This is a genomic window from Mesorhizobium sp. XAP4, assembly GCF_029269325.1.
GTDB lineage: Bacteria > Pseudomonadota > Alphaproteobacteria > Rhizobiales > Rhizobiaceae > Mesorhizobium > Mesorhizobium ciceri.
The window spans coordinates 268,213-292,830 of the sequence record NZ_JARIXW010000005.1 but is presented as its reverse complement, the minus strand read 5'-3'; the positions used below and the strand labels follow the sequence as shown (position 1 = coordinate 292,830).

Here is a 24,618-nt window from a genome sequence, read left to right as displayed (position 1 = left end):
CGTTTCGAATTTTTTTCGGGCCTCGGAATAAATAAATGACACGGCGCGCGGCTTCTGCCAGTATTTGACCGCGTCACCGACAGCGTTCCAGGGCAGGAAGAACCGCGGCGACCGGGAGGATATGAAAGAGCATGTCGGTCGGAATCCGCCACGACGATTTGCGCCGCCGCAACCGCGCGATGGTGATCGCCGCGGTGCGCCGCGCCGGACAGCCGTCGCGCACCGAGATCGCCGCAACCACAAGCCTCAGCCATTCGACGATCTCGGCGATCTCATCCGACCTGATCGTCGAAGGCATCCTGACCGAAAGCAAGCCGAGCGAGGCCGGCTCGCTCAAACGCGGCCGTCCGCAGGTCGGCCTCAGCCTCAATCCGGAAGCGGCCGCGGTAATGACCGTGGTGCTGTCGCTGAACTTCCTCTCGGTCGCCGTCATCGACTATGCCGGCCAGGTAATATCCGAGGAACAGCGCCGGCTCGACACGCTGACGATGTCGCGCGACTCGCTGATCGGTGAGTGCACGGCAATCGTGCGGCGCCGCCTGGAAGATCCCGACCTGGACGTGCGCAGCATCGCTCGTATCGCGCTGGCCGTCCAGGGCATCACGGACACCCGTGCCCGCGCCATGCTGTGGTCGCCGATCACGCCGCACACCGACATCGCCTTCGCCGACATATTCGAAGAGGAGTTCGGCGTCCCCGCCATTATGGAGAACGACTGCAACATGATGGCGGTGGCGCTGCGCTGGCGCGATCCCGATCGTTACCGCGACGATTTCATCGCTATCCTTTTGTCGCACGGCATCGGCATGGGGCTGGTGCTGAAGGGCGAATTGTTCACCGGCACCCATTCCTCGGGCGGCGAATTCGGCCACATGATTCATCGGCCGAACGGGGCGCTGTGTCGCTGCGGACGGCGCGGCTGCGTCGAAGCCTATGCCGGCAATTATGCCATCTGGCGCAACGCGCGGCAGATGGGCGAGGATGCAGAACCCGTCGCCGATGTCAGCGACGTCGACATGCGCGCCCTGGCTGCCGCCGCCCGCGAGAGGGACGGGCCCGAACGGGAAGCCTATCGCAAGGCCGGCGAAGCGCTCGGCTACGGCCTCGGCAGCCTGTTTGCGCTGATCGATCCGGCGCCGGTCGCCATGGTCGGCGTCAGCGCCGCCGCCTTCGACCTGATCGAGCCGGCATTGCGGCAAGCGATTGCCCAGACCGCCGGCGGCCAGCATTCCAAGTCGATTTCCTTCGACACCGAGCCGAACGAACTGCCGCTGATCCGCGAAGGCTGCGCCATGCGGGCGCTGATCTTCGTCGATCAGGAGATTTTTGCGCCGGGCGTGCAGGCGAGATCCGGTCTCGGCGGCAAGAACGTGGCGTGAGTTCAAACGAGGGAGTTCAGTCCTCGCGAATGGCGTAACCCGCCCCACGGATGGTGCGGATGACATCGGGCATACGGCCGTTGTTGACCGCCTTGCGCAGCCGGCCGACATGCACATCGACCGTGCGTTCGTCGATGTAGATCGTCTCGCCCCAGACATTGTCGAGCAGTTGGCTGCGCGAGAACACGCGGCCTGGATGGCGCATCATGAATTCAAGCAGGCGGAATTCCGTCGGCCCGAGCCGGATCTCGCTCTTCTTGCGATAGACACGGTGCGATTCGCGATCGAGCACGATATCGCCGACCTTCAGCACGCTGGACAGCACTTCCGGCTTGGCCCGGCGCAGCAGCGCCTTGACCCTGGCCATGAACTCCGGCGTCGAGAAAGGCTTGACCAGATAGTCGTCGGCACCGGTCGAGAGGCCGCGCACGCGGTCGCTTTCCTCGCCTCGCGCGGTCAGCATGATGATCGGCAGCCGCTCGGTCTCGGGACGCATCCTTAGCCGGCGGCAGAGTTCGATACCGGAAACCGCAGGCACCATCCAGTCGAGCACCAGAAGGTCTGGAACGTTCTCCTGCAGCCGGATTTCGGCCTCGTCGCCGCGCGTCACCACCTCGACCTGGTAACCTTCGGATTCGAGATTGTAGCGGAGCAGCACGCCTAGCGGCTCCTCATCCTCCACCACCATGATGCGTGGCGCGATCATCGGCTGGTCACCCCTGTCATGCCGCTGGCGCGGACATTGCCGTCTCGTCCTGCTTCGGACGGTTGGCTGGCAACTGCGTGCCGGTCAAAACATAATAGGCATTTTCGGCGATGTTGGTCACGTGGTCGCCGATCCGCTCGAGGTTCTTGGCGCAAAACAACAGGTGCGTGCACGCCGTGATGTTGCGCGGATCTTCCATCATGTAGGTCAGAAGTTCGCGGAACACCGATGTGTATTTGACGTCGATGCGTTCATCATTGTTTCTGAGCGTGGCAAGCGCTGCCGCGTCAGCGGCGGCATACTCGTCGACGACCCCCTGCACCTGGATCAGCACCAGCTGCGCCATCGCGTCGATCGAATGCGAAAGGTCGTGCGGCGTGACGCTCAGCCCGACAGTGCCGACGCGCTTGGCGATGTTCTTGGCAAGGTCACCGATGCGCTCGAGGTCGCCGGCCATGCGGATCGAACCGACTACCGCACGCAGATCGTTGGCCATTGGCTGGCGCTTGGCGATCAGCGTGATAGCACGATCGTCCAGCTCGCGCTGGCGTGCATCCATGATGGCGTCGTCGGAAACCACCCGCTGCGCCAGCGCATTGTCCGAATTGAGCAAAGCCCTGGTCGAGCCACCGACCATCGAGCGGGCGAGATCGCCCATGTCGCGGATCAGCTGGCTGATCTGCTCCAGATCCTCATCGAAAGATGCGACGGTATGTTCACCCATGATCTTCGTCCCTCATATGCCAGAGATCAGCCGAACCGGCCGGTGATGTAGTCCTGGGTGCGTTTGTCGTCGGGGGTGGTGAACATCTTGTCGGTGGCGCCCTCCTCGACCAGATAGCCAAGATGGAACATCGCGGTGCGCTGCGACACGCGCGCTGCCTGCTGCATCGAATGGGTGACGATGACGATCGTATAGTTCTGACGCAGTTCGTCGATAAGTTCCTCGACGCGAGCGGTGGCGATCGGGTCGAGCGCCGAACACGGTTCGTCCATCAGGATCACCTCGGGTGACACGGCGATGGCGCGTGCAATGCACAGGCGCTGCTGCTGGCCACCGGAAAGACCCGTGCCAGGTTCCTGCAAACGGTCCTTGACCTCGTTCCAGATCGCCGCCTTCTTCAGGCTGGACTCGACGATCTGATCCATGTCGGCCTTGCGCTTGGCCAATCCGTGGATGCGCGGCCCATAGGCGACGTTCTCGTAGATCGACTTGGGGAACGGATTGGGTTTCTGGAACACCATGCCGACGCGCGCCCTGAGTTCGACGACATCGATGTTCTTGTCGTAGATGTCCTCTTCGTCGAGCGTGATCTTGCCGGTTACCCGTGCTGAATCGATGGTGTCGTTCATGCGATTGAGGCAGCGCAGGAAGGTGGACTTGCCGCAGCCGGAGGGGCCGATCAGCGCCGTCACCTGGTTCAGGCGGACGTCGAGATCGACGTCGAACAGCGCCTGCTTCTCGCCGTAGAACACGCCGACCTTGTCGCCGCGCATTTTGATCACTTCGTTCGACTTCATCTTGTCGCCCACTGCGTTTTCAAGGGACTGTTCGGTCATGATGTTCATACCAAAATGCCTTTTTTCTACCAGCGCCGCTCGAACCGACGCCGAAGCACGATCGCGGTGATGTTCATGGCCATGAGGAAGACGAGCAGGATGATGATGGCGCCGGACATACGCTCGACGAAGGCGCGTTCGGCCTCGTTCGCCCACATATAGATCTGCACCGGCAGCGCGGTGGCCGGATCGAAAGGCGTCGTCGGTGGATCGGCGACGAAGGCGACCATGCCGATCAACAGCAGAGGCGCGGTTTCGCCGAGCGCGCGCGCAAGACCGATGATAGTGCCGGTGAGGATGCCGGGTGCGGCAAGCGGCAGGATGTGCTGGAACACCATCTGCATCTTGGAGGCGCCAAGGCCGAGAGCTGCCGAGCGGATCGACGGCGGCACCGCGGCAAGCGCGGCGCGCGTCGCGATGATGATCGTCGGCAGCGTCATCAGCGTCAGCACCAGGCCACCGACGAAAGCGGCGGAGCGCGGCATGCCCAGGAAATTGATAAACACCGCGAGGCCGAGCAAGCCGAAGACGATTGACGGCACTGCGGCCAGATTGTTGATGTTGACCTCGATAAGGTCGGTGAAACGGTTCTTCTTGGCGAATTCCTCCAGATAGATGGAGGCGGCGACGCCGATCGGCAGCGCGAGCAGCAGCACGATCACCATCATATAAAACGAGCCGATGATCGCCACGCCCATGCCCGAGGTTTCCGGGCGGCTGGAGGCGCCGTAGGTGAACAGGCCGCTGTTGAAGTGCTCGGCCATCGCGCCCTCGGCCTTGAGCTTGTTCATCCAGGCGATCTGCTGGTCCGAGACCTTGCGTCGCGCTTCCTCGACACTGAGGTCGATCTGGCCCTTGAAAGCCGAGTCGAGATTGGCGGCGGCGAGGATGTTGACGTCGCGTGTCGTGCCGATCACCGAGGGATCGGCGGCAACGATGTCGCGCAACTGGACGCGGGCGCCTTCCGAAAGGAAGCCCTTGAGCTTCTGGATCATCGGCTTGTCATCAGGAGAAATGCCGAGCTTGGCCACCAGCGCGTTTTCTGCGAGCTTGGGATAATTCGCCTTGATCAGAACGCTCGGATCGGTTGCGCGCTTGCCGGAAGGATCGATCACCTTCTCGTCGAACGTGATCGGCAGCGATACCGTCGTCTGCCAGAAGGCGGTGTAGCCTTTCGAGACGATGGTGATCAGCATGATTGCCAGGAACGCCAGGCCTACGGAAATCGCCACGACGCCATAGATGCGGAAACGGCGTTCGGCGGCGTAACGGGCCTTCAGGCCGATGTCGCGGCGCGGATGGGCCGCCGGCCTGACCATCGTATCCATGGGAATGTCGGTCATTCGTACTGCTCCCGATATTTGCGCACGATGTAGAGCGCGACGATGTTCATCACCAGCGTCAGCGTGAACAGCGTCAGCCCGAGCGCGAAGGCGACCAGCGTCTGCGGCGAATTGAACTCGAGGTCGCCGGTGAGCTGGTTGACGATCTTGACGGTGATGGTCGTCATCGCCTCGAACGGGTTGATGGTGAGGTTGGCGGCGACGCCCGCCGCCAGCACGACAATCATCGTTTCGCCGATGGCGCGCGAGGCAGTCAGCAGGATGGCGCCGACGATGCCGGGCAGTGCCGCCGGCAGGATCACCCGCTTGATCGTCTCGGAGCGGGTCGCGCCGAGGCCGAGCGACCCGTCGCGCATGGCGCGCGGCACCGCGGTTATGATGTCGTCTGAGAGAGAGGAGACGACCGGGATCAGCATGACGCCCATGACCAGGCCGGCGGTGAAGATGCTCTGGCCCTGGATGAACGGCGAGCCGCCGGTCAGCGCCGCGGACAGGTCGCGCAGGAACGGCCCAAGCGTGACGACGGCGAAGATGCCGTAGACGATGGTCGGTATGCCGGCCAGCAGTTCAAGCGCCGGCTTGACCACCGAGCGCACCCTGGGCGTTGCGTATTCGGCCATGTAGACAGCCGACATCAGCCCGACCGGCACCGCAACCAGCAGCGCGACGGCGGCGATATAGAGCGTGCCGGCAAGAAGCGGGATCAGGCCGAACTGGCCCTGGCTGCCGCCCGAACCGGCAGCGGCAAAACGCGGATCCCAGACCGTGCCGAAGAAGAAACTCATCGGCGAGACGCTCTCGAAGAAGGTGATCGTCTGGAACAGCATCGAAAGCACGATGCCGACGGTGGTCAGGATGGCGATGGTGGAGGCGGCAAGCAGCCCCCACAGCATCAGCCGCTCGACATTGTTGCGCGCCCTGGCGCGCGGCTCGATCTGCCTGAGCGCATAGAAGGCGCCGGCGATCGAGGAAGCGAGAATGACAATGGCACCGAACAGGCTGAGCCGGTCCTGGACCTTGTTCGCCTCGACGGCGATCGGGATCATGTAATCCTGTGTGTCGCTCGCCAGTGCCACGCCCTTGGCGGCGAGCAGCGGCTGCAACTCGGCAAAGCTGGCAGGCATTGCGGCCAGTGTGCCAGCATCGAGTTTGCGCAGGCCCCTGGCGAGGCTCTTTACCAGGCTGACATCCAGTGCCTCGCTGGCAACCTTGCTGTCGACGGTACGCTCGGGCAAGGCAGCGTGGATGTGCCGGTCAAGATAGACCGAAGAACCGACGGCCCAGACGGCAAGCAGCAAAAGAGCAGGCAGGACGGCGAGCAGGAAGGCCCACCAGCCGTGATAGTGGGCACGCGAATGCGGCTTGACCTTGCCATTGTCCTGGGCCGCGGCACGCTGCCGGCCGATGAAAAAGGCAACCAGGCCGACGGCAACGACGATGGCCAGTACGAGCAAGGACGACATGGACCCACCCCAAGGGAAATTCTAACGCAGCCGCCATTGCGGCCTGCGGTGAAACCGGGGCGCGGATTTGACCCGCACCCCGGTTCGGCAGCTTGATTACATCGACTTTCCGGCGGCGAAAGCGTCACGCTGGGCCTGACGCTCGGCATCCGGAGCAGCAACGAGGCCGTATTCGGCGAGCGGGCTTTCCGGGCCAACCATCTGGTCGTCGAGGAAGAACTCGACATATTCCTTGAGGCCGGGAACGACGCCCAGATGCGCCTTCTTGACGTAGAAGAACAGCGGGCGCGAGACGGGATACTTGCCGCTGGCAATCGTCTCGGTCGAAGGCACGATACCTTCCACGGTGGCGACCTTCAGCTTGTCGGCATTGTTCTCATAGAAGGCGAGGCCGAACACGCCGACGCCGGTCTTGTTGGAGTCGATGCGGGCGAGCGTCTCGGTATAGTCGCCATCGATGTCGACGGCCTTGCCGTCCTTGCGGATGGCAATGCAGGTTTTGCCGATTTCCTTGTCGTCGGCAATGCCGGCGGCCTTGAGAGCAGCCTTGTCACAGCCGGCATCGAGAAGCTTGGTCTCGAACACTTCGCGCGTGCCGTGCTTTTCGCCCGGAATGTAGGCGGCGATGTCCCAGTCGGGCAGCTTCGGATTGACCTGGCTCCACTTGGTGTTCGGATTGTCGACGAGCTTGCCGTCGACGACCAGCTTGGCCGCGAGCGCCTTGTAGATGTCGGCGGGAACCAGCGCCCAGTCCGGGCCCTTGATGTCGGTGGCGAAGACGATGCCGTCATAGCCGATCCGGACTTCCTGGACTTCCTTCACGCCGGCGGCGGCGCAGGACTTGAGTTCGTCCGCCTTGATCGGACGCGACGAGTTGGCGATGTCGATCGTGTCTTCGCCGACGCCCTTGCAGAATTCCTTGATGCCGGCGCCGCTGCCGCCGGATTCGACGACCGGGGTCTTGAAGTTGGTGAACGTTTCGCCGAACTGCTCGGCAACGATCTTGGCATAAGGTAACACGGTCGATGATCCGGCGACCTGGATCTGGTCGCGCGCGGCGGCGAAGCCGGACGACGCGGCGAGCGCAAGCGCAGCGGCCGACGCCGTATAGAGGAATTTCTTCATGTGGCCTGCTCCTGTTCGGAAGATGGTCTCTCGGCGCTCGTCAGTCGGCGCCCGCTGAGGCCAATAGCCTTCGATTATAACAGTCGCATGACAGTTTGATGTCACCCCGGTAACGCGTCATCACGATGAGCAAAACGCCGCCTGGCCGGCACTGAACACGCAGCCCGGCTTTGTCCCCGGAATCAGAGACTTGCTCCGCTTGGGGCCGAGATTGGCCGGCGATTTGGGGTTAGCCGGCCTTTACGAAAAAAAGCCGGACGGGAGCGCGTTGCTCTCAGCCAGACGGTGTCATGGCCGGGCCATCGCCGAAAACAGGTCCGTTGGGGTAGGTTGACGCTGTCTCATGCCGGCGGTCGCTGCTCCCGCCCGTAACTGGAAAGGGAGGAATCGAACGCCGCCATTGTCTCGGCTGGATACAACCTTTGATATGGTGCGATCGCACCATAGTCTTGGCCGCTGGCAGGGCGCGAATCTTCGCCGTATTCCCGGCACTCGGACAGGCAGGACCGGCCCTACCCGGCGTTGCGCTGAGCCTGCCGGCTGGCGCCGACCCAGCGCTCGACCTTCTCGAGCAGCGCCCGGGGACTGATCGGCTTGGGCAGATAGTCGTCCATGCCTGCCTCCAGGCAGCGCTCGCGGTCGCCCTTCAGCGCATGCGCGGTGACGCCGACGATCGGCACATGCGTGCCGGTTTCTTCCTCCAGCCGGCGAATGGCGGCGGTCGCTTCGAGACCGTTCATCTCCGGCATGGAGACATCCATCAGGATCATGCACGGGTTGAGCCGCCCGAAGGCGTCGAGCGCCTTGCGGCCATTGCCGACGATCTCGAAACCATAACCGGTCTCGCCGAGGATCTGGGTGAACACCATCTGGTTCACCTCATTGTCCTCGGCCACCAGTATGTCCAGCCTGTCGCCACCAGCCGCCACCGGTGGCCGGGGGCGAATCGAAGGCGGCTGCAGCAGCGCCCGCTGTTCGGACGGTGCCGAGGGCTGCGGCCGCGTCACATTGCTCGCAGCGACGTCGGCCGCGAGCGGCTGCGGGTCGCTGCCGCCAGTGTTGTGGCGATGCCGCTGGATGGTGGCGACCAGCGTTTCCAGCAGCACCGAAGAGCGCGCCGGCTTGATCAGCTGGGCATCGATGCCGAGATCGCGATAGCTGGTGTTGGCGAGCGACTGGTCGACCGAGGTCAGCATGATGATCGGCGTTCCGGCAAGGCCAGCGGTGTTGCGCACGATCCGCGCCATTTCGGCGCCGCTCATTTCAGGCATCTGGTAGTCGAGCACGACGCAATCGACCGGCACGCCATAGGCGGCAGCGGCGATCAGCACCTTGAGGCCTTCGGCGCCGCTTTCGGCCGCGCAGGAATCGAACGTCCATGATGTCATCTGCTCGGTCAGGATCGCCCTGTTGACGGCATTGTCGTCGACGATCAGCACGCGCGCGCCGGTCACGTCGATCGGCATGATGCGTTGTCCGTTCTGCTGTCCGGCCCTCGGCAGCGTCACCGAGAACCAGAACGTCGAACCCTTGCCTTCGGCGCTTTCGACCCCGATGTCGCCGCCCATCAGCTCGACGAGCCGCGAGGTGATGGCGAGGCCGAGGCCGGTCCCCTCGTGCCGCCGCGTCGATGAAGTGTCGACCTGGCTGAATTTCTCGAACACCAGTTTCAGTTTTTCCTCGGGGATACCGATGCCCGTATCGGTGACCGAGATGGTGAGCTTCGTTCCGGTTGGAACCCTCTCGCCGGTGACGTCGACCAGCACATGGCCCTCATCGGTGAATTTCACCGCATTGCCGAGCAGGTTGGTGACGATCTGCCTGATGCGGCCGACATCGCCGATGAATAGGCTCTCGAGCCGAGGCTCGACACGTACGATCAGCTCGAGGTCCTTCTCCTTGGCGCGCGTCGACACCAGCGTCGCCACGTCCTCGATCGCCTCGGCCAGATTGAAGGGCGCCGGATCGAGCACCAGCTGACCGGCATCGATCTTGGAGAAGTCCAGTATGTCGTTGATGATGGTGAGCAGCGCATTGCCCGACTTCACGATGATGTCGGTAAACGTCTTCTGCTTCGGGTCGAGGTCCGATTTGGCCAGCAGTTCGGCCATGCCGAGCACGCCGTTCATCGGCGTACGTATCTCATGGCTCATATTGGCGAGGAATTCCGACTTGGCGCGGTCGGCGAGCACGGCGCGCTGCCGCGCCTCGCGCAGTTCGGCCTCCCGCATCTTCAGCTCGGTGATGTCGGTGGTCGAGCCGATCAGGTAGAGCGAACCGTCGGAGGCGATCATCGCGCCCTTGCGGGCGAATTGATGCCTGACGCTGCCGTCGGCCAGCGTCACCGTCTCTTCGACCTCCTGAGTTTCGCCGGTGCGCAGCACGGCGAGGTCGCCATTGACGAAGGCCTCGCCATCCGGCCCGAAAATCTCGATGTCGGTCTTGCCGATGGCCTCTTCCTTGCTGAAGCCCGTCAGATCGCACCAACCCTTGTTGACATAGAACTGCCTGAGATCGGAGCGCTTGGCGTAGATCGATACCGGTACATTGTCGATCAGGCTGCGGAACACCTCGTTCTCGCGCATGCTTTCTTCCAGCGCACGCTCGCGTGCCTTGACGTCGGTGATGTCAGTGCTCGAACCGACCAGATGCACCGACCCGTCCAGCGCCACCAGGCGGCTCTTGCGGGTCATCAACTGCCGAACCGTGCCGTCGCGATGGGTGACGGGTTCCTCGACCTCCTTGACGACGCCCGTCACGGCGACTTGCGTGTCGTCATGGCTGTAGCCATCCGCGTCCTGCGCGCCGAACAACTGCCGGTCGGTGCGGCCGATGACATCCTCCTTGGCCAAGCCGGTGATCGCGCACCAGGCCTTGTTGACGAATTCGATGCTCAGGTCCTGCGCCTTGATGAAGGCGGCCACCGGCAACTCGTCCATCACATGCCGGAACAGGTCGATCTGGCGCATGGAATCGCGCAATGCCGCCTCGCGGCTCTTGATCTCGGAGATGTCGACGCGAACGCCGATGAAGGTGCCGTCGTCGGTCCGCATGTCGTAGACCTGATACCAGCGGCCATCGGGATTGTGACGCTCGTAGGAGGAACTGGGCAAGCGGTAGCGGGCGAGGATCGCGTCCAGCCAGCGGTCATGATCGCTGTCGTAGAGCTGGTCGATTTGCGGATCGCCGCTGCAGCGGAAATAGCCGTTCGCATGACCCAGCACGAGTGCTTCGCGGAATGTACAGCCGGGCTGCCACGCCGGCTTCAAGGCCGGCAGCGTATCCTGGATCTTGCGGTTGGCGAAAACGAACCTGTCGTCGCGATCGTAGATGATCACGGCGGCCGGCAAGGATTCCAGCACGTTGGCGAGATGCTTGCGCGCGTCCTGCGCCTCCGTCTCGCGGCGCTTCATGTCGGAAATGTCGAACAGGAAGCCGGCAACGTAGTTGCGGCCGCTGGCCATGCCGACGCGGCTCTTCCTGACGATGCGCGATCGGCTGGCGCCGTCGACCTCGAAATTCTCTTCCACTTCGTACGGCCGCCCGGTGGCAAGGACGTCACGTTCGCTCTGCTCGAAAAGCGCGACCGCGTTCGTTGGGAGGAAATCGCCGCCGGGCTTGCCGAGCATGGCTTGCGGCGTCTGGCCAAACAGAGCGGCGAACGCCTCGTTGACGAAGACGAAACGCAGATGGTCGTCCTTGACGAAGATCGGATCCTTGACGGCGTTGATCACCGCTTCCGCCAGCCGCGCTTTCTCCAGCGCGTCGGCAAGTTCGGCCTCCCGGTCCTTCATGTCGGTGACGTCGACATAGGAGATCAGCCGCTTCCCGCCGGCCAGCGGCGCCATCGACGATATCAGCGTGCGGCCGTCATTGCGCGGGAACTGCCGCGATCCGGCGATCCCGGCCCTGATTTCCGCCTCGCGCTCGGCGACATGCCGCTGCCATGACGCATCGTCGGCACCAAACGGATCGATGTCGCGGCTGGCGTCCATCAGATCGCGGAAGCTGCAGCCGATCTCGGCGCGCCGGGCGTCGATCTGCCAGAAATCATAGAAAGCACGGTTGATGATCTCGGCGCGCATATCGGCGTCGAGCACGAGGACACCGATCGGCATCTGGTCGACCATTGTGCGGAGACTGGCGAAGGTCTCGGCATTCCCGGCATTGGCGTTTTTGATCTCCGCATCGCGCTGCTTGATCTCGGTGACCTCATAGTAGGTCAGCAGCCGCCTGCCCCCGGACAACGCCGTCACCGAAAACATCATCGTCCTGCCGTTGGCATGGACAAATTCGCGCGGCGCGACGGATCCGGCGCGAATCTCGTCCAGGCGAGTAGCGAGGTAGCGCTGCCATTGCTGTTCGTCGATGTCGCCATAGATGCCGCTGCGGCGGTTGAGCTCCATCAACAGGCTGAACGGAGCGCCGACGGCAACAGCGCCGTCTGGAATCCTCGAGAGGTCGCGATAGGCCTTGTTGACGATCAGCGTGTCGAGCCTGGCATCGAGAAGCACGACGCCCATATGCATGGCGTCCATCGTCCGCTCGAGGTCGGCCAGATGCTGGTCGGGCTCGTCATCACCCGATGGTTCCTGCCCCAGATTTTTGAAGGCGCCGGCCAGAGCCGTGACGTTGCGGCCGATGCCGCGATAGCCGGCAAATCTTCCTTTGTCGTCGAACTTTGGAAAGCCTGATGTCAAAACCCAGCGACAGTCGGCGCTGCCAGCCTTGAGCTCATAGACGAAGTCGCGAAAAGGCCGGTGCGCCTGCAGATCCTCCAGATGCGCCGCGCCACTGCGATCGCCGTTCAGGACCTGGTTGAGGAAGTCGAAGCGGAACCGGCCAAGCACGTTTGCCGGATCGATGCCGGTGGCGGCCTGGTAATTTTGCGAAAGCCAGGAGAAGCGCAGTTCGGCGTCCGTTTCCCAGACCCAGTCCGAACCGGCTTCAACGAGTTGGCGAAGCGCATCGTTCGAATCCATGCAAGAGGCGGACGATGAGGCATCGTCGCCATGCACTGTGGATCTGCGAGGCCCGCGCTTGCCGCGCGCGCCGATTGTTTCGTCCGCTTCCGCCATGCCGTCCCCACCCCGAAAACCAAGGCCGAACCCTCCTCCGCGGTTCGTCGGCGGAATCTGCCCGAGAAGCATTAAGGATCCGCTAACCTTAACGGTCGGTTGGACAGGATTGCGCGGCGCGGTCTGCTTCATTCCGCCCGGTTGTCGGCGGGGTCGAACCCGCTATATAAGCAACGGCAGGGGTATTGCTGATGCTTGGACGGATTGTGCCTTTTTTCATGGGGCTGGCGCTGCTTTTCGGCGGCGGTTGCTCGCGCAGTTATGACGGCACGGTCGTCATCCCGAGACCGCTTGATGTCCGGCGATTCTGGGATCGGCCGCCACCGAATGTCGACTATGGGCAATCCGAGGTCGAGAACGGCGCTTTTCCTGTGGCGCCGCAGCCGGACCGGCGTTTTTCCGAGCGCAAGGTCAGCCATGCCGCACCGAGACGGCACCAGACGAGGTTGCCTGCGTCCGCTTCCCTATCGGCGCCAGCGAAACCGCTGACCTGCAGGAACGTCAGCGAGCCTGGCAAGAGAGCTCGCATGGTCTGCGATTAGACCGGAGCGGGTCCCCAAAAGCGGGACCCGGTTTTCGGATGGGATGCGATCAAGACGCGATCCGCGGATAGCTTCGGTGACCCGGCCTCACAGTGAAGCAGCGCCCTTTTTCGGCTCCTTGGCACCGAGCTTGTCGAGTGCAAGACGAACCTGACGCAGATCTTCCTGCCAGCCGTCATCGTCGTCCATCGGACCCTCCGAGGCAGCCCGCTGCAGCCCACGCGCCTCGGATTCGATCTCGCGCAGTTCGGCGATTTTCTGTTCGGTGGTCAGCGAGTCATCTTCGACGATCTCCAGCACCCGCATTTCCCGGAACGTAGCCACGGCGTTTCTCCCGGCTGATGTCGATCACAACGCCGTGAGCGCCTCTCTGTTCCAGCCGGATCAGGCAACCGCATCGCAGCAGGCACGCCGCAGCCGGTGATCGCCAATTGGGGAAGCCGGCGATCATTCGGCCGGGAAAAACGCCGGGCCGACCACGCGCACCGACCGCTTGCCGGCCTCGATCGAAAGGTGCTGGGCGGCACCTGGCGCTTCGGCATCGATTCCAGGGACGGCCGCAACCGTGCCGAGATCCGGCTTCGCCGTCGGCAGCGGAATAATGGCATTGCGCATGTTGGCGGGCGTCACAGTCCTGGCTCGCAGTTCGGTGACCCGCTGGTAGTATCGCTTGACGTCGCATGCCTTGAAATTCGCATCATCGCGATATCTGAAGGCTGCCGGCAGTTCGGTATAAGGCTTGCGCGTGTCGAGCGCGACCATCTGGTCGGTTTCGAGGCTGGCATCGCTCAACGTGTAGAGGTCGACGCTGGGGTCATCGCAGATGTAACGGCATTGATCGGCCGTCTCCTTCAGATCACCGCTGGCGGCGAATTGCGACTTTGGCGCCGGGAAGAAATACCCGTCCGACAGACGCACGCAAAACAGCATCGCATTGCCGCCGAACGTGGTGCTCGCCGATTGGGTGCCGGGCGCGGCGCGCGCAGACCGTTGCTTTGCCGAAGGCGCGCAGCCAAGCGCCACGAGGCGCGCCTGCAGACCCGCCGTGTCGCGGCCTGAATTCCCGGCGGCAGCGATCCGGCGCTGCACATCCGAGCGGCTCCTGGCGAGATCGGCGCAAGCGTTGAAGAGACCACCAAGCGAACTTTTCGCCGTGCACTGGCGCTGTCTCTCGATAGTCTGGATGGCTGCAAGTTGCCGGCGCAGTTGAGCAAGCTCCGGGTTCGCCCCGTTGCTGCGGCCACCCGAAAGCAACTGGCTTCTGATCGCGCCGCAGCTGTCCGCGTAGGACGAAAGCGTCCCGAACAAAACCGCCGCCAGCGAAATCAATGCGAGCATCATGGAAGGCCAGAAACGGATCATCGGACAACTCGGTCCTTTTTGCGGAGAACCCGGAATTACAGTCCATAACTTACACAAGCTTCAGCTATATGAGTAAACCCTAATTATCTCAAGAACTTCAGCTCGAATAAGCTTTTGTCTATTGTATTATGTCATCTCGTGTAAATTCGATATTACATTTTTATTTCAAGATTGAGACGAACCTCAAAGGAAAGCGCAAGCCCGACCCTCGCCGCGGACCTGCAACGAAACGGACCGCCATTATCGCCAGGCGTTCGAAACCTTTGCCCGGTCTTCCGCGTTGAAGGACCAAAGGGAGAACGCAGATGTCGATCCACTTCACCGTCTCGGACCTGACAAGAAACCTGTTTCACTCGCTGGGGCTGGATCAGCGCGCGCCAAGGCCTCTCAATCCCGAACAAAGCCTGTTGCTGGAATGCTATCTGGCCGGTCAGGTTCCGGAATCGGCCTGGAACGACTACGTCTTCGAAACGCCCGATCTTGCCCGGCATGCCGCGGCAAGGCGCAGTCACCATTGAGCCGGCGGCGGGTGCCTACTTGGGAGAGGCGAATTGCAACGTGAACACGTTGCCGGCGATGCCTTGCGCCAGTTTCGCTGAGAAGGTCAGGGGCAGACAATTCTGCAAGGCGGTCGTTGCGGCGTCGACAAAGGACTTCTTCGCCTTGGCATCGCCTTCCACCTTGATGGCTGTCGGCCTCGGTGGGCCGATCAGCGTGCCGTCCCGCTTGAAGCTGAAGCTCAAGGTGACGCTGGCGGTTCCCGCTCCCGCCGGCGGTGTCCAGCAAGCCTGGATCGCGGCCCCAACATCGTCCATCGTGTTGAGTTCAGCTGCACTTGACGCATGAACAGCGCCCGCCAGCATCACGCCCGCAACCGCAATCCGTCTCGCAACGCTTTTCATCGCCAGCCCTCATCTCACGCCTGACCACGGTCCATCTGGGACGCTCAATGGATGGTAGGGCCAACGTCGGCAATGGCAATATCTCTCGGCAAACTTGACGCCGAAAAAGCGACACCTGACTGGGCTTGCGCGGTCTGATCGCTGCTCGATCGCGCCTGGCGATAAAGCAATGCCGGTTAAGTGTGAAACGGTTTTCCCGGAAAGGCGCATAACGCTTTTCCCTTGGGAATTGCGTCGAACAAAGCGTGCGAAAAGCAAAAGGCCGGCATTGCGCCGACCTTTCCTATCGCTGCGACGTTCTGCGCCAGTACATCCGTGGTCGCGGGCCGAAAGCGAATTGCCTGCAGTAGACAGGGCTTTGGTTAACGAACCCTTAAGCTCAGGCCTTGGCCTGGGGCTTCACATGGGCGATATAACCGCGCACGTCGCCGGCCGGCTCGCTATAGGCCTTGCCGAGCTTCTTCTCGATCGCCGCCACATAGTCCTTCGCCCATGTGGGCAAGGCATAGTCGATGACGGCCAGAAATTCGAGCGTCGCCGCCAGCCGGATATCGGCGATCGACGGATGCTTGCCGCCGATGAACGGCTTGCCGTCCCTGAAGAACGAGTGGAAGACCTCCAGCGGCTCGGCAATCGCCGCCGTCGCCGCCTTCTGGGCTTCGGACTTCTTGTCGGGATGGGCGTCGCTGTGGCCGACCTCGCCGGCATAGTGCGGGAAGCCGAGCGCCGGATAGGTGGCGCGCGCCACATAGGGGTAGAGCGTGCCGATCAGGTAGAACATCGCACTGTCGACCATCGCCCGCTTGGCCGGTGCCTTCGGATAGAATTTCTCCAGCCCGTGCTTGTTGGCGAGATACTGCATGATGGCGCAGCTTTCCCACAGCACGCCTCTGGGCAGGCCCTTGTCCTCGATCATCGGTGTCAAATGGGCGGGATTTCGCGCCATGAACTCCGGCGAACGGGTGTGACCCCAGGCATCGGTCTCGGCGTGGTCGAAACCCGCCGCGCGCGCAAACACCCGCACGGTCATGTTGTTGACGCTAGGCTTCAGCATGCTGAGCTTCAGCGCCGGCTTCTTGGCCGGCTTGGCTTTGGCCCTTGGCGCGGCATTTGCCGTCGCCTTCACGGCAGGCTTGGCGGCCGCCTTGGCTTTTGGCGTTGCCGCAGCTTTCGCCACCGGCTTGGCGGCAGCTTTGGCCGCGGATTTCCCGGCAGTATTCGTCGCTGTCTTGGCCATCTTGTTCCTCCCTCTGGTCTGTTCAGTATGGGTTCTTCGGCGCCCGATCGTCCGACAGGGTGGCACGGGAACGCTCTACGAGCGTCTGGATCGCATCGGCGAGATGCACTTCGGCGATGTTGTAGTCGCCGCGCCCGACCCGCAACCTGTGCGCTTCCATCAGCACATCCGCATGGGTGAAGCCCGCCGGCGGTTCGAAGCGGTAGGACGCCAACTCGATCAGCAAGCCGAGCGGATCCTCGAAATAGATCGAATCCATGAAACCGCGATCCTTGACGCCGCTGTGCTTGATGCCGCGCTCGTCAAGCCGGGAGACCGCCTGCAGGAAGGTGACGCGCGACACCGAAAAGGCGATGTGGTGAACACAGCCCGGATCGGTCGGCGTGCGCCGCTTCTCCGGCGTCCGGCTCTCGTCGGTGAAGATAGTGATTAGCCGGCCGTCGCCGGGATCGAAATAGAGGTGGCTTTCCCTCGGCTTGTCGAGATTGGGCTGTTCGAAGATGAACGGCATGCCGAGCACGCCTTCCCAGAAATCGATAGAGGTCTGGCGCCCGGCGCCGACCAGCGTGATGTGATGGACGCCCTGCGATTGCAGCTTCTGCATTGGCCTTCCTCCCCCATGGATCAACTGGCCTTACGGACAGCGCGGCGTTCTGCGCGCCGCTGGAGCCGTACCCCAGGATCCATGATGTGATGCTAATGCAAACAGCTCCGCGGCGCCAGAAGCGACGAACGCGGTGACGCAACGGATAAAGCCGACTGATGGAAAGTGCGCCGTCCGCACTTCCGATGCCCGGCATCGGAAGCACGTACGCGCTGCGCTTTGGAGGCTGAGATCGGCGAATCCGGCCGATAGCCGACCGAATTGATGTACCGACTTACGAGCCGCTGCTGTTGACCGTAGTGCCGACGGTCGTGAAGATCCCGTTGAGCGAATTGCCAACCGCCCCGGCGCCGGTGATGATCGCGAGCGCGATGAGAGCCGCGATCAAGCCATACTCGATCGCGGTCGCGCCAGACTCGTCCCAAGCGAAACGACAAGCTATTTTCTGCATTTCAACCTCCTACAGCTACTAAAGCGAAAACTAATATTCGCCGTGAGTTGCGGGGACGTTAAGGTTCTCGGTTTCGCGTCCGTTAACATTTGCCAGACGAATGAAATAAAGGCCGGGTTGGTTGGTGCCACTGGGAGTTTTTAAGGCTGCGGCTACCTGTGCAGAGTGGGTTTCCCGGACGCCACAGTATCGAGGCTCCGCGACTTCAGAAACGAAATCGACGGCATCCTGCAAATTTGTCGAAAAACTTGGTACGCCCAAGGGGAATCGAACCCCTGTTCCCGCCGTGAGAGGGCGAGTTCATGGACAGCGGCGCACAACCACGCACACGCGTACACGTTTGATTTTCATATACTATTTCCGCTACAATGCGCCCGTGTGCATAGGTGTGCTGTCCGGTTCGTTGCAACGAATTCGGCAACGAAAAGGTGGAAGCGATGGCTCAGCGTCGAAGTGTTCTCTCCAGCAAAACCAGCCGGGCGGCCCTGCCCGCTTCGGACGCGCCGGAGTGGGAAGTTATCAGCCCTGGGGTGCGCATCGGCTACCGGCGGGGCCGCGGCAGCTACGGGCGCGGCGGCAACTGGCTGGCGGCGTCGCGGGCGCCGGACAACAAGCGAGTGCAGACGCGCCTTGGGAAGGCCGACGACTTACTGCCGGCCGATGGCAAAGCCGTGCTGACCCATGAACAAGCAAAGGACGCGGCTCGAGCCTGGGTGAAAGGATTGAAGGTCGGTGCCGACGCATCGCCGTCCTTCACCGTCGACGACGCGCTGGATCGCTATTTCGAAGCCCGGTCGGCCGAAGGAATGAAGGCCGTTGATGACGCGAGGTCGCGTGCGGCGCTCCACATTCGACCGAAGCTTGGCTCTTTGCGCGTCGCCGACCTGACGATCGGCAAGGTGCGCGCCTGGCGGGACGGCATGGTTACGTCCGAAAAGCGACTTCGAACAGCCAAGCGCGCCAAAGAGGCTAACAAGATCCTCGTGGACCTTTCCGACCCTGAAGTCATCCGGCGGCGGCGCGACACGGCAAACCGCACCCTTACGATCCTGAAGGCGGCGCTCAATTGGGCCTTCAGCAATCATCTGACGGCCGACGACACGGCATGGCGCTTGGTCAAGCCGTATAGAAGCACCACGTCCGCGCGCATCCGGTTTCTGTCCCCAGATGAGCAGCGGGCCTTGGTAGCCGCCAGCAACGGGGCAATCCGCGATCTCATATCAGCAGCGTTGGTGACCGGCGCCCGGTTCGGTGAAATGGCTCGACTGCGCGTTGCCGACTATGACGTCGTGAACAAATCAGTGTTCATCGCGGAAAGCAAAAGCGGGAAGCCGCGGCATGTGCCATTGCCCGACGGCGGGGCGGATTTGTTCGCTAGACTCGCGGCCGATCGCGGCGCCGGCGAATTCCTGCTTCGGCGGGAGAGCGGCGCGCCCTGGCGGCCGTCCACGTACAACCGGTCATGGAAGGCCGTTCTGAAGATTGCGAATGTGCAAGCCGTGACGCTGCACGAGTTGCGGCACACCTACGCCAGCACGATGGTCCGCAACGGCGCGCCGCTGATCATCGTGGCCCAGGCGCTCGGCCATAGCGACACTCGAATGGCTGAAAAGCACTATGCGCACTTGGCACCTTCCTATGTCGCCGACACAATACGACGGTTGGCACCCGACATCTGAAGAACCGGTGACAGGACCGAATTTCCGCGAGTGCGGTGCGGCGCTGACTATCAGACTGCGTCTAGCAACGGGTCAATCTCGTCACCAAACTTAATCCATAGGTCGACGTAGTATTCCGGGAGTTTTACAAACTGAGCAACTTCTTCAGCGCTCCTGGTTCCCGCCTCGATCGCGGCGGCAAGTTTATGGCGCGCTGAGGCAGGCAACAACACTGCCATAGCTTTCAGGGGACCGAAACTATCGTTGATTGCGGGAAGAAATGGAGCTCCCCTGAGTTCGCTTGAGATGATAGCGGGAATGAGCTTTCTAAGCTTATCAGGATGATCGACGCGAGCGCCTTGCACGTCAAAAACATGAAGTGCCTCCTTCACTATAACCAAGCGTTTCCAATCCTCGTCGAGGTCTTCGCCATACAAGATCTGGGTGATGATATCGAATTCGCCGCTGTAAGGTTGGCCCGCGGGTACCGCCTTCCTTCGGAAAGCCCCCCGATAAGCCTTATGACCGCGTTGGACGCCGTGGAGAGTAATATCGCAGTGGTCGGTCTTTTCTCGAATCCAAAGGAGCACGTCATCTACCCGAATCGGGAGATTCTCAACCTTCGAAAATGAATCGGCGAGGGCTCTGAATGTCATAGCCCTCGCCGATATATGTAAGATTTATGATTTGCAACTATTTCAAGCAGTTGCCAGAAATCTATCCACGTGAACCGGGGAAAGGTTCTCAGGGAACCCTTGGGACGCGTTTGACTGGCCCGCATCCACCTGCACAAACGCAGAATGGGCTTCCTTGCAAAACTCCTCCACGGTAACTAGCTGCTCCCCTGGAAAGAATTTCAGATCAAGCACCTTTGAGCCGTCATTCTCTTCGGGAAACAGCAGAGTGATCAGTCGATCTACCTCTTTCATACGCTATCTCCTTTCGCTTGCCAAAATCGCTCAGAATGCCTTTCGGTTCCGTTAACGATTTTTTTAAGGGTTTTTATAAGTGCTTCTACAGGGCTGAATTTGGCGCATTGTCAAGCCATTTTCAAGTGCGTTTGTGCAACACCGTAAATTCGACCATCGCAATTGCAGCGTCAATTCCGCCAATTGAAGCGGGTCCGATGTGCGATGATCGACGCAAATGCAATGCTTTGGACCAACTGATTGGAACGCGAATTCGCCAATTGCGTGGCAGAATTCTCGTCTTATCGAAGACGTCGGCACTAAGGAGAATTAGGCGCTGCTAACCGGTCATGACCGGGCCGTCGCGAACAGCGCCGATCTAACTAAGGCGCCGCCGCGGCGCGCGACACAATCAGATCGCGGTACGCTTTCTTGACGTCCTTTGGGATGTGAACGTACTGGCTGACCTCGTCGACAATCTCAGGGGTGAGCCACAACGGAGCGTTCTTGATGTGCATAGGCATTGGGACCTTGAATAGCCGTTCCCTCCGCTTTTTGCCGTAACAAAAGTTTTGCCAAATGAGTACCTTCCTGGCGGGGTGTTTGTCGTTGGCGATGATCCGCTCCAACTCGCCATTGATTGAAAATGCTTGGCGATTGCTGGCGGCCACGGTCAATTCCATGATCCAACGGTCGCGATCGGCGGGTTTAGTCGCGCCACTCTGGGTTCTCGCAAGCCGACGTTGGCAATAGCGCCTGATCTCCCAGACAGCTTGGTCCAGCTTAAGTAATTCGGGACCCATTAGAGCGATCGAAGCTTCTAGATACCGCCAGCGGCCTACACCGTTCACGAATTCGACGAAATCTCTCGTGGTATCGGATAGGTCAAGAGCGAATGGCAGGTGTTGATCGAGCAGTTTCAGACCCTCTTCCAGATCATGGAGGATTTTGGGGGCTTTGATCCTGTGGATCAGGAGTATGAATTTGAAATATTTTTCGAGGGCCTGCTGAGCCTGCCACAAAAACTGCGATGGCAATCGCGCTCGGCTGCAGAAACGCGCACTGACGTAATCGTGGTCAGCGATCTCGAGAAAGGAGCGAAGGGCAAACTTGTCCAGTTCCAATTCCAGATCAAATGGTTTGGTCGGTCGACGGGGCATCAGCACAGCGTCTCGCATGCCACGCCGTCTCCATCGCGGTCCAACTTGGCGCCCCACGGGCAGTTGCTGAGATACCATTGGGCTTCGTCACATGAGCTGATTTGTGAGCATCTCCGCCGCGGCTGGCAGGAATAGCTTTGCGCTACCTGTCGATTGATGATGCCTAGAGGCTCGCTCACCGCCGGCTGTGCATTGTCTTCATGCCCAGCGCGCCATTCCCACGGCGCCTGGAACTTTCCGGCCCACAGCCCGACCTTCGCCGCCTCGGCCTTTGCCTGCTGCGCTGCATAGGCGCCATGGCTGTATTGAGGCCAGTCGAGCGCTTGGCCGTGCTCGACCATCCATGCGGCAACGCTGGCGCCGTCTGCGCGCTGGCAGTCGCTCACAAAGCGGTTGTAGCGGTCCCACGCGACGAAGGCGCATGTGACCGGCCTCGAGGCGGCCAAGAACCTGTCGAGCGCTGCCGCGGCCTTCGCGCCGCACCGGTAGCGAACGCCCTTAGCGTCGTCGCACTGCTGGGCTGACTCGGGAGCGTCAATGCCGTTGAAGCGGATGCGCTGCCCGTGGATCTCGATCGTGTCGCCATCGATGACTGAGGCGACGCCAGTGATCGGCTCCGGACTGTGCCCAATCCAGTTAGAGACGTGGAGGTCAGGGGAGCCTTCGCTGTGCTGCACCGTGAACTGCGCGACGAAGGCGGCTGCCGCAGCCACCGTCACGAAAACAAGCCGCTTTGGGATGGTTGCTATCAGGCGGGCACGCCGACGTTGTGCGCCTTGCCGTTTGCGCCATTGGTCTGAGCGATTGTCGTGCCGCGATTTGTCCAACTATTTTACTCGCAGCCTACGCCGTCGTGATCGCCATCCAGCCGGTTGGTGTCAGCGCCAGTGATTTTCACAGGACCGGCTACAACCGGATTGTTTCCCTTGCCGCCTGCACAGTCCAAGTCGGCACCACCGGCGGACGCCACGCGCCGATACGTGTTAAAGGCGGCCACCGCGCGGGCGCCGTCGCCCTCGATGTGCGTGTCGTTGCTGTTTGGGTTGAACGGATCGACCGTCTGCTGAAGCACGTTCGTGTGGTTCGCATCGCCGGCCGCGAGCGTCACCGAGTCGTAATTGTTCAAATAGTCGGCCGCGCAGCCCGAAAATAGAACTGCCACCACAGTAGAAAAACACCAACGCCAACGCATGTAGGTACCCCCCGACACCAACCCGACCATGCACTGTTAATGCTTTGTTGTCGAATCCGCTGATTAGCGCGAGATTTCGCCCCGACGTCGACTTCGACTCTATGCCGATCCTCGGCTGGCGAAGCCTTCATCTTCCAACAGAAGGCTGCCGAACCAGCCACAAAACGGAACCTTTTTCCAACATCGAAGTTTGGGAGGCGCTTGGTTTCCCTCACCGAGCAGATCACCGGACGGCCCGCCGCTGCTTGCCAGTGGCGGGCCTATATCGCGTTACACCGATCCGGCCGGCAATCCTGGTGCGCCATGCCGTCGACCTCGATACGCAAATTCGAATATGACCCGAACACCAGGGTTCTCTCAGTGTGGTTTGTAGCGAGCGGCAGGCAATATGAATTTCTGGACGTGCCCCCGGAGACCTTTGCGGATTTCAAATCTGCCTTTGCCAAGGGCCGCTATTTCAATGATCGCATCCGCAACCATTTTGCGTTCCGGCCGGTGGCACAAGCTCCAACTCCAGCGGCTCATGTTGGGGCTGATCGTGCCAAGCAACCTGGCGGAAGTCGCGCATGTCGAACTGCTGACCGCACACCGGACAAGTCATGAAGTTGTCACGCACGTCGGCAGGCTCGCCGCCGTGCTGCTTGCCTATGATCGGTGGTCCAAGATCGGATAATTTCGTCATCGGCTGCCCAGTGCCTTTGCCTCGCGCTCCAGCGTTTCCCGGTCGTTGCCGTGCTTTTTGATAAGTTCCCGCACTTCAGGGATGGTAAGCTGGAACTTGCTGGCGAAATAGCCGACCTCATATTCCTCGTCGCCCGATACCCGGTCGCGGTCTCGAAAATCACGTTTGCTTTTGTCGTCTGGCATAGTTCTTCCTCCTGAGTGAAGAACAGCGAAAGTGGCGCCGGGTTCCACGAACCTAGCTTTCGCGTGGCGGTAATGATTGAAACATTCAACTTAGCTAAAATGTTCCGGAACCGATCGGGGCCTTGTGCTTTGAATCGCAATGTGAGTTCCGTGCATGCGTTTGAAGTTCATCCCGCCGATGCAGCCGGAGCTGGTCGACACCCCGCCCCAGGGCGAGGAATGGATTCACGAGATCAAATTTGACGGGTACCGAACGCAGGTCATCAAGGACGAAGATGGCATTCGCCTGCTGACCAGGAGAGGGTACAACTGGACTGCACGGTACAAGGTTCTTGCCGACCAAGCCGCGGCGATTGAAGCCGACGACTTCATCATTGAAGGTGAAGCCATCGTGGTTGATGAGGCTGGACGCTCCGATTTTCATGCGCTGCAGTCAGCCGTCAGCAGCCGCGAGACCTATCAGGACTATTATCTCGTCGCCTTCGATTTGCTGCACCTAAACGGGCACGACCTGCGCAGTATGCCGCTGGACGACCGGCGCGAGATCCTACAGAGAATGATTGGGGCCGGGGGCCGCATTCAATTCAGCGAAGCCATGCCCGGTACTGGCGACGCTGTCTATTACCTGGCCGACCAGACCGGACAGGAAGGCATCGTGTCGAAGCGCCGTGACAGTCTCTATCGCAGCGGTCCGACGATGAACTGGCGCAAGATCAAGTGCTACGATGAGAAAGAGATGGACATCATCGGCGTCCAGCGTGATCCGGGCCAGGCGGCACGGGTTCTGATGGCAGACGGAGGTCGCTATGTTGGCGCTGCGAACGTCAACTTCAAGTTCGACAAACGCAAGCGCCTATGGGACCGCGTGCAGGGCAAGGTCGGCGGCCCGGCGCCGAAGGGCTTGAAGAAGGACAAGGCGGAATGGCTGAAGCCGGGTCTTGTTGGCCGCGTGAAGTTCCTGAAAGGTGAGGAGGAGCTTCGTCATGCCAAGCTGCTGGATTACCGGGAGGAGGAATAATGCCCGCGGCAAAAGCCAGGAGTCCGGCCCGCTGCCCCAAGCGCGCGAGAACCGGCGCATTCG

The 24,618-nt window shown here is 61.4% G+C and carries 24 protein-coding genes, 1 tRNA gene and 1 pseudogene; 6 read left to right on the top strand and 20 right to left on the bottom strand.

Translation table 11 applies throughout. From position 1 onward, the window contains the following. Positions 1–131 precede the first annotated feature (131 nt). Entirely contained in the window at positions 132–1,379 is a 1,248-nt protein-coding gene (locus tag P3C39_RS22810) for an ROK family protein (RefSeq protein ID WP_275954326.1), read from the top strand. A gap of 16 nt (positions 1,380–1,395) precedes the next feature. Here the strand turns inward: P3C39_RS22810 and phoB are convergent, their stop codons facing one another. From phoB to P3C39_RS22765, 9 genes are all read right to left on the bottom strand, one after another. Next, the gene (phoB, locus tag P3C39_RS22805; RefSeq protein WP_010911896.1) at positions 1,396–2,085 is read right to left on the bottom strand and encodes a phosphate regulon transcriptional regulator PhoB; all 690 of its coding nucleotides are present in this window, start codon (positions 2,083–2,085) and stop codon (positions 1,396–1,398) included. 16 nt (positions 2,086–2,101) lie between these two features. Beyond that, positions 2,102–2,809, bottom strand: a complete 708-nt coding sequence (phoU, locus tag P3C39_RS22800; protein ID WP_013529272.1) for a phosphate signaling complex protein PhoU — start codon at positions 2,807–2,809, stop codon at positions 2,102–2,104. A gap of 26 nt (positions 2,810–2,835) precedes the next feature. Next, positions 2,836–3,654, bottom strand: coding sequence for a phosphate ABC transporter ATP-binding protein PstB (gene pstB / locus P3C39_RS22795; protein WP_013529271.1), 819 nt, complete (start codon positions 3,652–3,654; stop codon positions 2,836–2,838). Between the two features lie 17 nt (positions 3,655–3,671). Continuing rightward, positions 3,672–4,988: a phosphate ABC transporter permease PstA gene (gene pstA / locus P3C39_RS22790; protein ID WP_063173197.1), complete on the bottom strand. Its 1,317-nt coding sequence runs from the start codon at positions 4,986–4,988 to the stop codon at positions 3,672–3,674. Beyond that, positions 4,985–6,451: a phosphate ABC transporter permease subunit PstC gene (gene pstC / locus P3C39_RS22785; protein ID WP_013529269.1), complete on the bottom strand. Its 1,467-nt coding sequence runs from the start codon at positions 6,449–6,451 to the stop codon at positions 4,985–4,987. The genes pstA and pstC overlap by 4 nt, the downstream gene beginning before the upstream one ends. Before the next feature lie 96 nt (positions 6,452–6,547). After that, a complete protein-coding gene (locus tag P3C39_RS22780) occupies positions 6,548–7,576 on the bottom strand; it encodes a substrate-binding domain-containing protein (RefSeq protein ID WP_027163159.1) in 1,029 nt (342 codons plus the stop codon). 512 nt (positions 7,577–8,088) lie between these two features. Continuing rightward, positions 8,089–12,654, bottom strand: coding sequence for a PAS domain-containing protein (locus tag P3C39_RS22775; protein WP_275954327.1), 4,566 nt, complete (start codon positions 12,652–12,654; stop codon positions 8,089–8,091). Between the two features lie 629 nt (positions 12,655–13,283). Then, positions 13,284–13,520, bottom strand: a complete 237-nt coding sequence (locus P3C39_RS22770; protein ID WP_013529265.1) for a hypothetical protein — start codon at positions 13,518–13,520, stop codon at positions 13,284–13,286. Between the two features lie 123 nt (positions 13,521–13,643). Then, positions 13,644–14,558, bottom strand: coding sequence for a DUF2865 domain-containing protein (locus P3C39_RS22765; protein WP_127367512.1), 915 nt, complete (start codon positions 14,556–14,558; stop codon positions 13,644–13,646). Positions 14,559–14,863: 305 nt separating this feature from the next. Between P3C39_RS22765 and P3C39_RS22760 the strand changes: the two genes are divergently transcribed. Further along, a complete protein-coding gene (locus tag P3C39_RS22760) occupies positions 14,864–15,076 on the top strand; it encodes a hypothetical protein (RefSeq protein ID WP_013529263.1) in 213 nt (70 codons plus the stop codon). A 15-nt stretch (positions 15,077–15,091) separates the two neighbouring features. Here P3C39_RS22760 and P3C39_RS22755 read toward each other — a convergent pair whose 3' ends face one another. From P3C39_RS22755 to P3C39_RS22735, 5 genes are all read right to left on the bottom strand, one after another. Continuing rightward, on the bottom strand, positions 15,092–15,421 hold the full coding sequence (locus P3C39_RS22755) for a hypothetical protein (RefSeq protein WP_224620216.1): 330 nt from the start codon (positions 15,419–15,421) through the stop codon (positions 15,092–15,094). Positions 15,422–15,839: 418 nt separating this feature from the next. Next, positions 15,840–16,697, bottom strand: coding sequence for a glutathione S-transferase family protein (locus tag P3C39_RS22750; RefSeq protein ID WP_275954328.1), 858 nt, complete (start codon positions 16,695–16,697; stop codon positions 15,840–15,842). Positions 16,698–16,719: 22 nt separating this feature from the next. Continuing rightward, a complete protein-coding gene (locus P3C39_RS22745) occupies positions 16,720–17,301 on the bottom strand; it encodes a VOC family protein (protein WP_013529260.1) in 582 nt (193 codons plus the stop codon). Between the two features lie 274 nt (positions 17,302–17,575). Further along, the gene (locus P3C39_RS22740; RefSeq protein WP_013529259.1) at positions 17,576–17,752 is read right to left on the bottom strand and encodes a Flp family type IVb pilin; all 177 of its coding nucleotides are present in this window, start codon (positions 17,750–17,752) and stop codon (positions 17,576–17,578) included. 249 nt (positions 17,753–18,001) lie between these two features. Then, positions 18,002–18,086 (bottom strand) — tRNA-Ser (locus P3C39_RS22735). Positions 18,087–18,189: 103 nt separating this feature from the next. Between P3C39_RS22735 and P3C39_RS22730 the strand changes: the two genes are divergently transcribed. Then, on the top strand, positions 18,190–19,431 hold the full coding sequence (locus P3C39_RS22730; protein WP_275954329.1) for a site-specific integrase: 1,242 nt from the start codon (positions 18,190–18,192) through the stop codon (positions 19,429–19,431). Between the two features lie 50 nt (positions 19,432–19,481). Here P3C39_RS22730 and P3C39_RS22725 read toward each other — a convergent pair whose 3' ends face one another. The 5 genes from P3C39_RS22725 to P3C39_RS22705 all read right to left on the bottom strand — a co-directional run bounded on the left by P3C39_RS22725 (position 19,482) and on the right by P3C39_RS22705 (position 22,670). Then, positions 19,482–20,066 carry a hypothetical protein gene (locus P3C39_RS22725; protein ID WP_275954330.1) on the bottom strand — a complete coding sequence of 195 codons (585 nt, stop codon included), beginning with the start codon at positions 20,064–20,066 and terminating at the stop codon, positions 19,482–19,484. A 42-nt stretch (positions 20,067–20,108) separates the two neighbouring features. Then, positions 20,109–20,339, bottom strand: coding sequence for a hypothetical protein (locus tag P3C39_RS22720; RefSeq protein WP_275954331.1), 231 nt, complete (start codon positions 20,337–20,339; stop codon positions 20,109–20,111). Between the two features lie 362 nt (positions 20,340–20,701). After that, the gene (locus tag P3C39_RS22715; protein WP_275954332.1) at positions 20,702–21,496 is read right to left on the bottom strand and encodes a hypothetical protein; all 795 of its coding nucleotides are present in this window, start codon (positions 21,494–21,496) and stop codon (positions 20,702–20,704) included. Then, positions 21,478–22,305, bottom strand: coding sequence for an excalibur calcium-binding domain-containing protein (locus P3C39_RS22710; protein WP_275954333.1), 828 nt, complete (start codon positions 22,303–22,305; stop codon positions 21,478–21,480). Before P3C39_RS22710 ends, P3C39_RS22715 begins: the two co-directional genes overlap by 19 nt. A gap of 5 nt (positions 22,306–22,310) precedes the next feature. Then, complete coding sequence (locus P3C39_RS22705) at positions 22,311–22,670, bottom strand: calcium-binding protein (protein ID WP_275954334.1); 360 nt, start codon at positions 22,668–22,670, stop codon at positions 22,311–22,313. A gap of 303 nt (positions 22,671–22,973) precedes the next feature. Between P3C39_RS22705 and P3C39_RS22700 the strand changes: the two are divergent. Further along, a pseudogene (locus P3C39_RS22700) lies at positions 22,974–23,093 on the top strand (KTSC domain-containing protein); the annotation flags it as partial. 37 nt (positions 23,094–23,130) lie between these two features. After that, the gene (locus tag P3C39_RS22695) at positions 23,131–23,343 is read left to right on the top strand and encodes a hypothetical protein (protein WP_275954426.1); all 213 of its coding nucleotides are present in this window, start codon (positions 23,131–23,133) and stop codon (positions 23,341–23,343) included. Positions 23,344–23,348: 5 nt separating this feature from the next. On the opposite strand, the gene P3C39_RS22690 is transcribed toward P3C39_RS22695, so the two are convergent. Further along, positions 23,349–23,537: a DUF3606 domain-containing protein gene (locus P3C39_RS22690; RefSeq protein WP_275954335.1), complete on the bottom strand. Its 189-nt coding sequence runs from the start codon at positions 23,535–23,537 to the stop codon at positions 23,349–23,351. 154 nt (positions 23,538–23,691) lie between these two features. On the opposite strand from P3C39_RS22690, the gene P3C39_RS22685 reads away from it, so the two are divergent. Next, positions 23,692–24,555, top strand: coding sequence for an RNA ligase family protein (locus P3C39_RS22685; RefSeq protein WP_275954336.1), 864 nt, complete (start codon positions 23,692–23,694; stop codon positions 24,553–24,555). Positions 24,556–24,618 lie beyond the last annotated feature (63 nt).

Bases quoted from the DNA above. Each gene is read 5' to 3' on its own strand.
- P3C39_RS22810 (WP_275954326.1), top strand. From the start codon at position 132: ATGTCGGTCGGAATCCGCCACGACGATTTGCGCCGCCGCAACCGCGCG.
- phoB (WP_010911896.1), bottom strand. From the start codon at position 2,085: ATGATCGCGCCACGCATCATGGTGGTGGAGGATGAGGAGCCGCTAGGC.
- phoU (WP_013529272.1), bottom strand. From the start codon at position 2,809: ATGGGTGAACATACCGTCGCATCTTTCGATGAGGATCTGGAGCAGATC.
- pstB (WP_013529271.1), bottom strand. From the start codon at position 3,654: ATGAACATCATGACCGAACAGTCCCTTGAAAACGCAGTGGGCGACAAG.
- pstA (WP_063173197.1), bottom strand. From the start codon at position 4,988: ATGACCGACATTCCCATGGATACGATGGTCAGGCCGGCGGCCCATCCG.
- pstC (WP_013529269.1), bottom strand. From the start codon at position 6,451: ATGTCGTCCTTGCTCGTACTGGCCATCGTCGTTGCCGTCGGCCTGGTT.
- P3C39_RS22780 (WP_027163159.1), bottom strand. From the start codon at position 7,576: ATGAAGAAATTCCTCTATACGGCGTCGGCCGCTGCGCTTGCGCTCGCC.
- P3C39_RS22775 (WP_275954327.1), bottom strand. From the start codon at position 12,654: ATGGCGGAAGCGGACGAAACAATCGGCGCGCGCGGCAAGCGCGGGCCT.
- P3C39_RS22765 (WP_127367512.1), bottom strand. From the start codon at position 14,558: ATGATCCGTTTCTGGCCTTCCATGATGCTCGCATTGATTTCGCTGGCG.
- P3C39_RS22760 (WP_013529263.1), top strand. From the start codon at position 14,864: ATGTCGATCCACTTCACCGTCTCGGACCTGACAAGAAACCTGTTTCAC.
- P3C39_RS22755 (WP_224620216.1), bottom strand. From the start codon at position 15,421: ATGCTGGCGGGCGCTGTTCATGCGTCAAGTGCAGCTGAACTCAACACG.
- P3C39_RS22750 (WP_275954328.1), bottom strand. From the start codon at position 16,697: ATGGCCAAGACAGCGACGAATACTGCCGGGAAATCCGCGGCCAAAGCT.
- P3C39_RS22745 (WP_013529260.1), bottom strand. From the start codon at position 17,301: ATGCAGAAGCTGCAATCGCAGGGCGTCCATCACATCACGCTGGTCGGC.
- P3C39_RS22740 (WP_013529259.1), bottom strand. From the start codon at position 17,752: ATGCAGAAAATAGCTTGTCGTTTCGCTTGGGACGAGTCTGGCGCGACC.
- P3C39_RS22730 (WP_275954329.1), top strand. From the start codon at position 18,190: ATGGCTCAGCGTCGAAGTGTTCTCTCCAGCAAAACCAGCCGGGCGGCC.
- P3C39_RS22725 (WP_275954330.1), bottom strand. From the start codon at position 20,066: ATGACATTCAGAGCCCTCGCCGATTCATTTTCGAAGGTTGAGAATCTC.
- P3C39_RS22720 (WP_275954331.1), bottom strand. From the start codon at position 20,339: ATGAAAGAGGTAGATCGACTGATCACTCTGCTGTTTCCCGAAGAGAAT.
- P3C39_RS22715 (WP_275954332.1), bottom strand. From the start codon at position 21,496: ATGCGAGACGCTGTGCTGATGCCCCGTCGACCGACCAAACCATTTGAT.
- P3C39_RS22705 (WP_275954334.1), bottom strand. From the start codon at position 22,670: ATGCGTTGGCGTTGGTGTTTTTCTACTGTGGTGGCAGTTCTATTTTCG.
- P3C39_RS22695 (WP_275954426.1), top strand. From the start codon at position 23,131: ATGATCGCATCCGCAACCATTTTGCGTTCCGGCCGGTGGCACAAGCTC.
- P3C39_RS22690 (WP_275954335.1), bottom strand. From the start codon at position 23,537: ATGCCAGACGACAAAAGCAAACGTGATTTTCGAGACCGCGACCGGGTA.
- P3C39_RS22685 (WP_275954336.1), top strand. From the start codon at position 23,692: ATGCGTTTGAAGTTCATCCCGCCGATGCAGCCGGAGCTGGTCGACACC.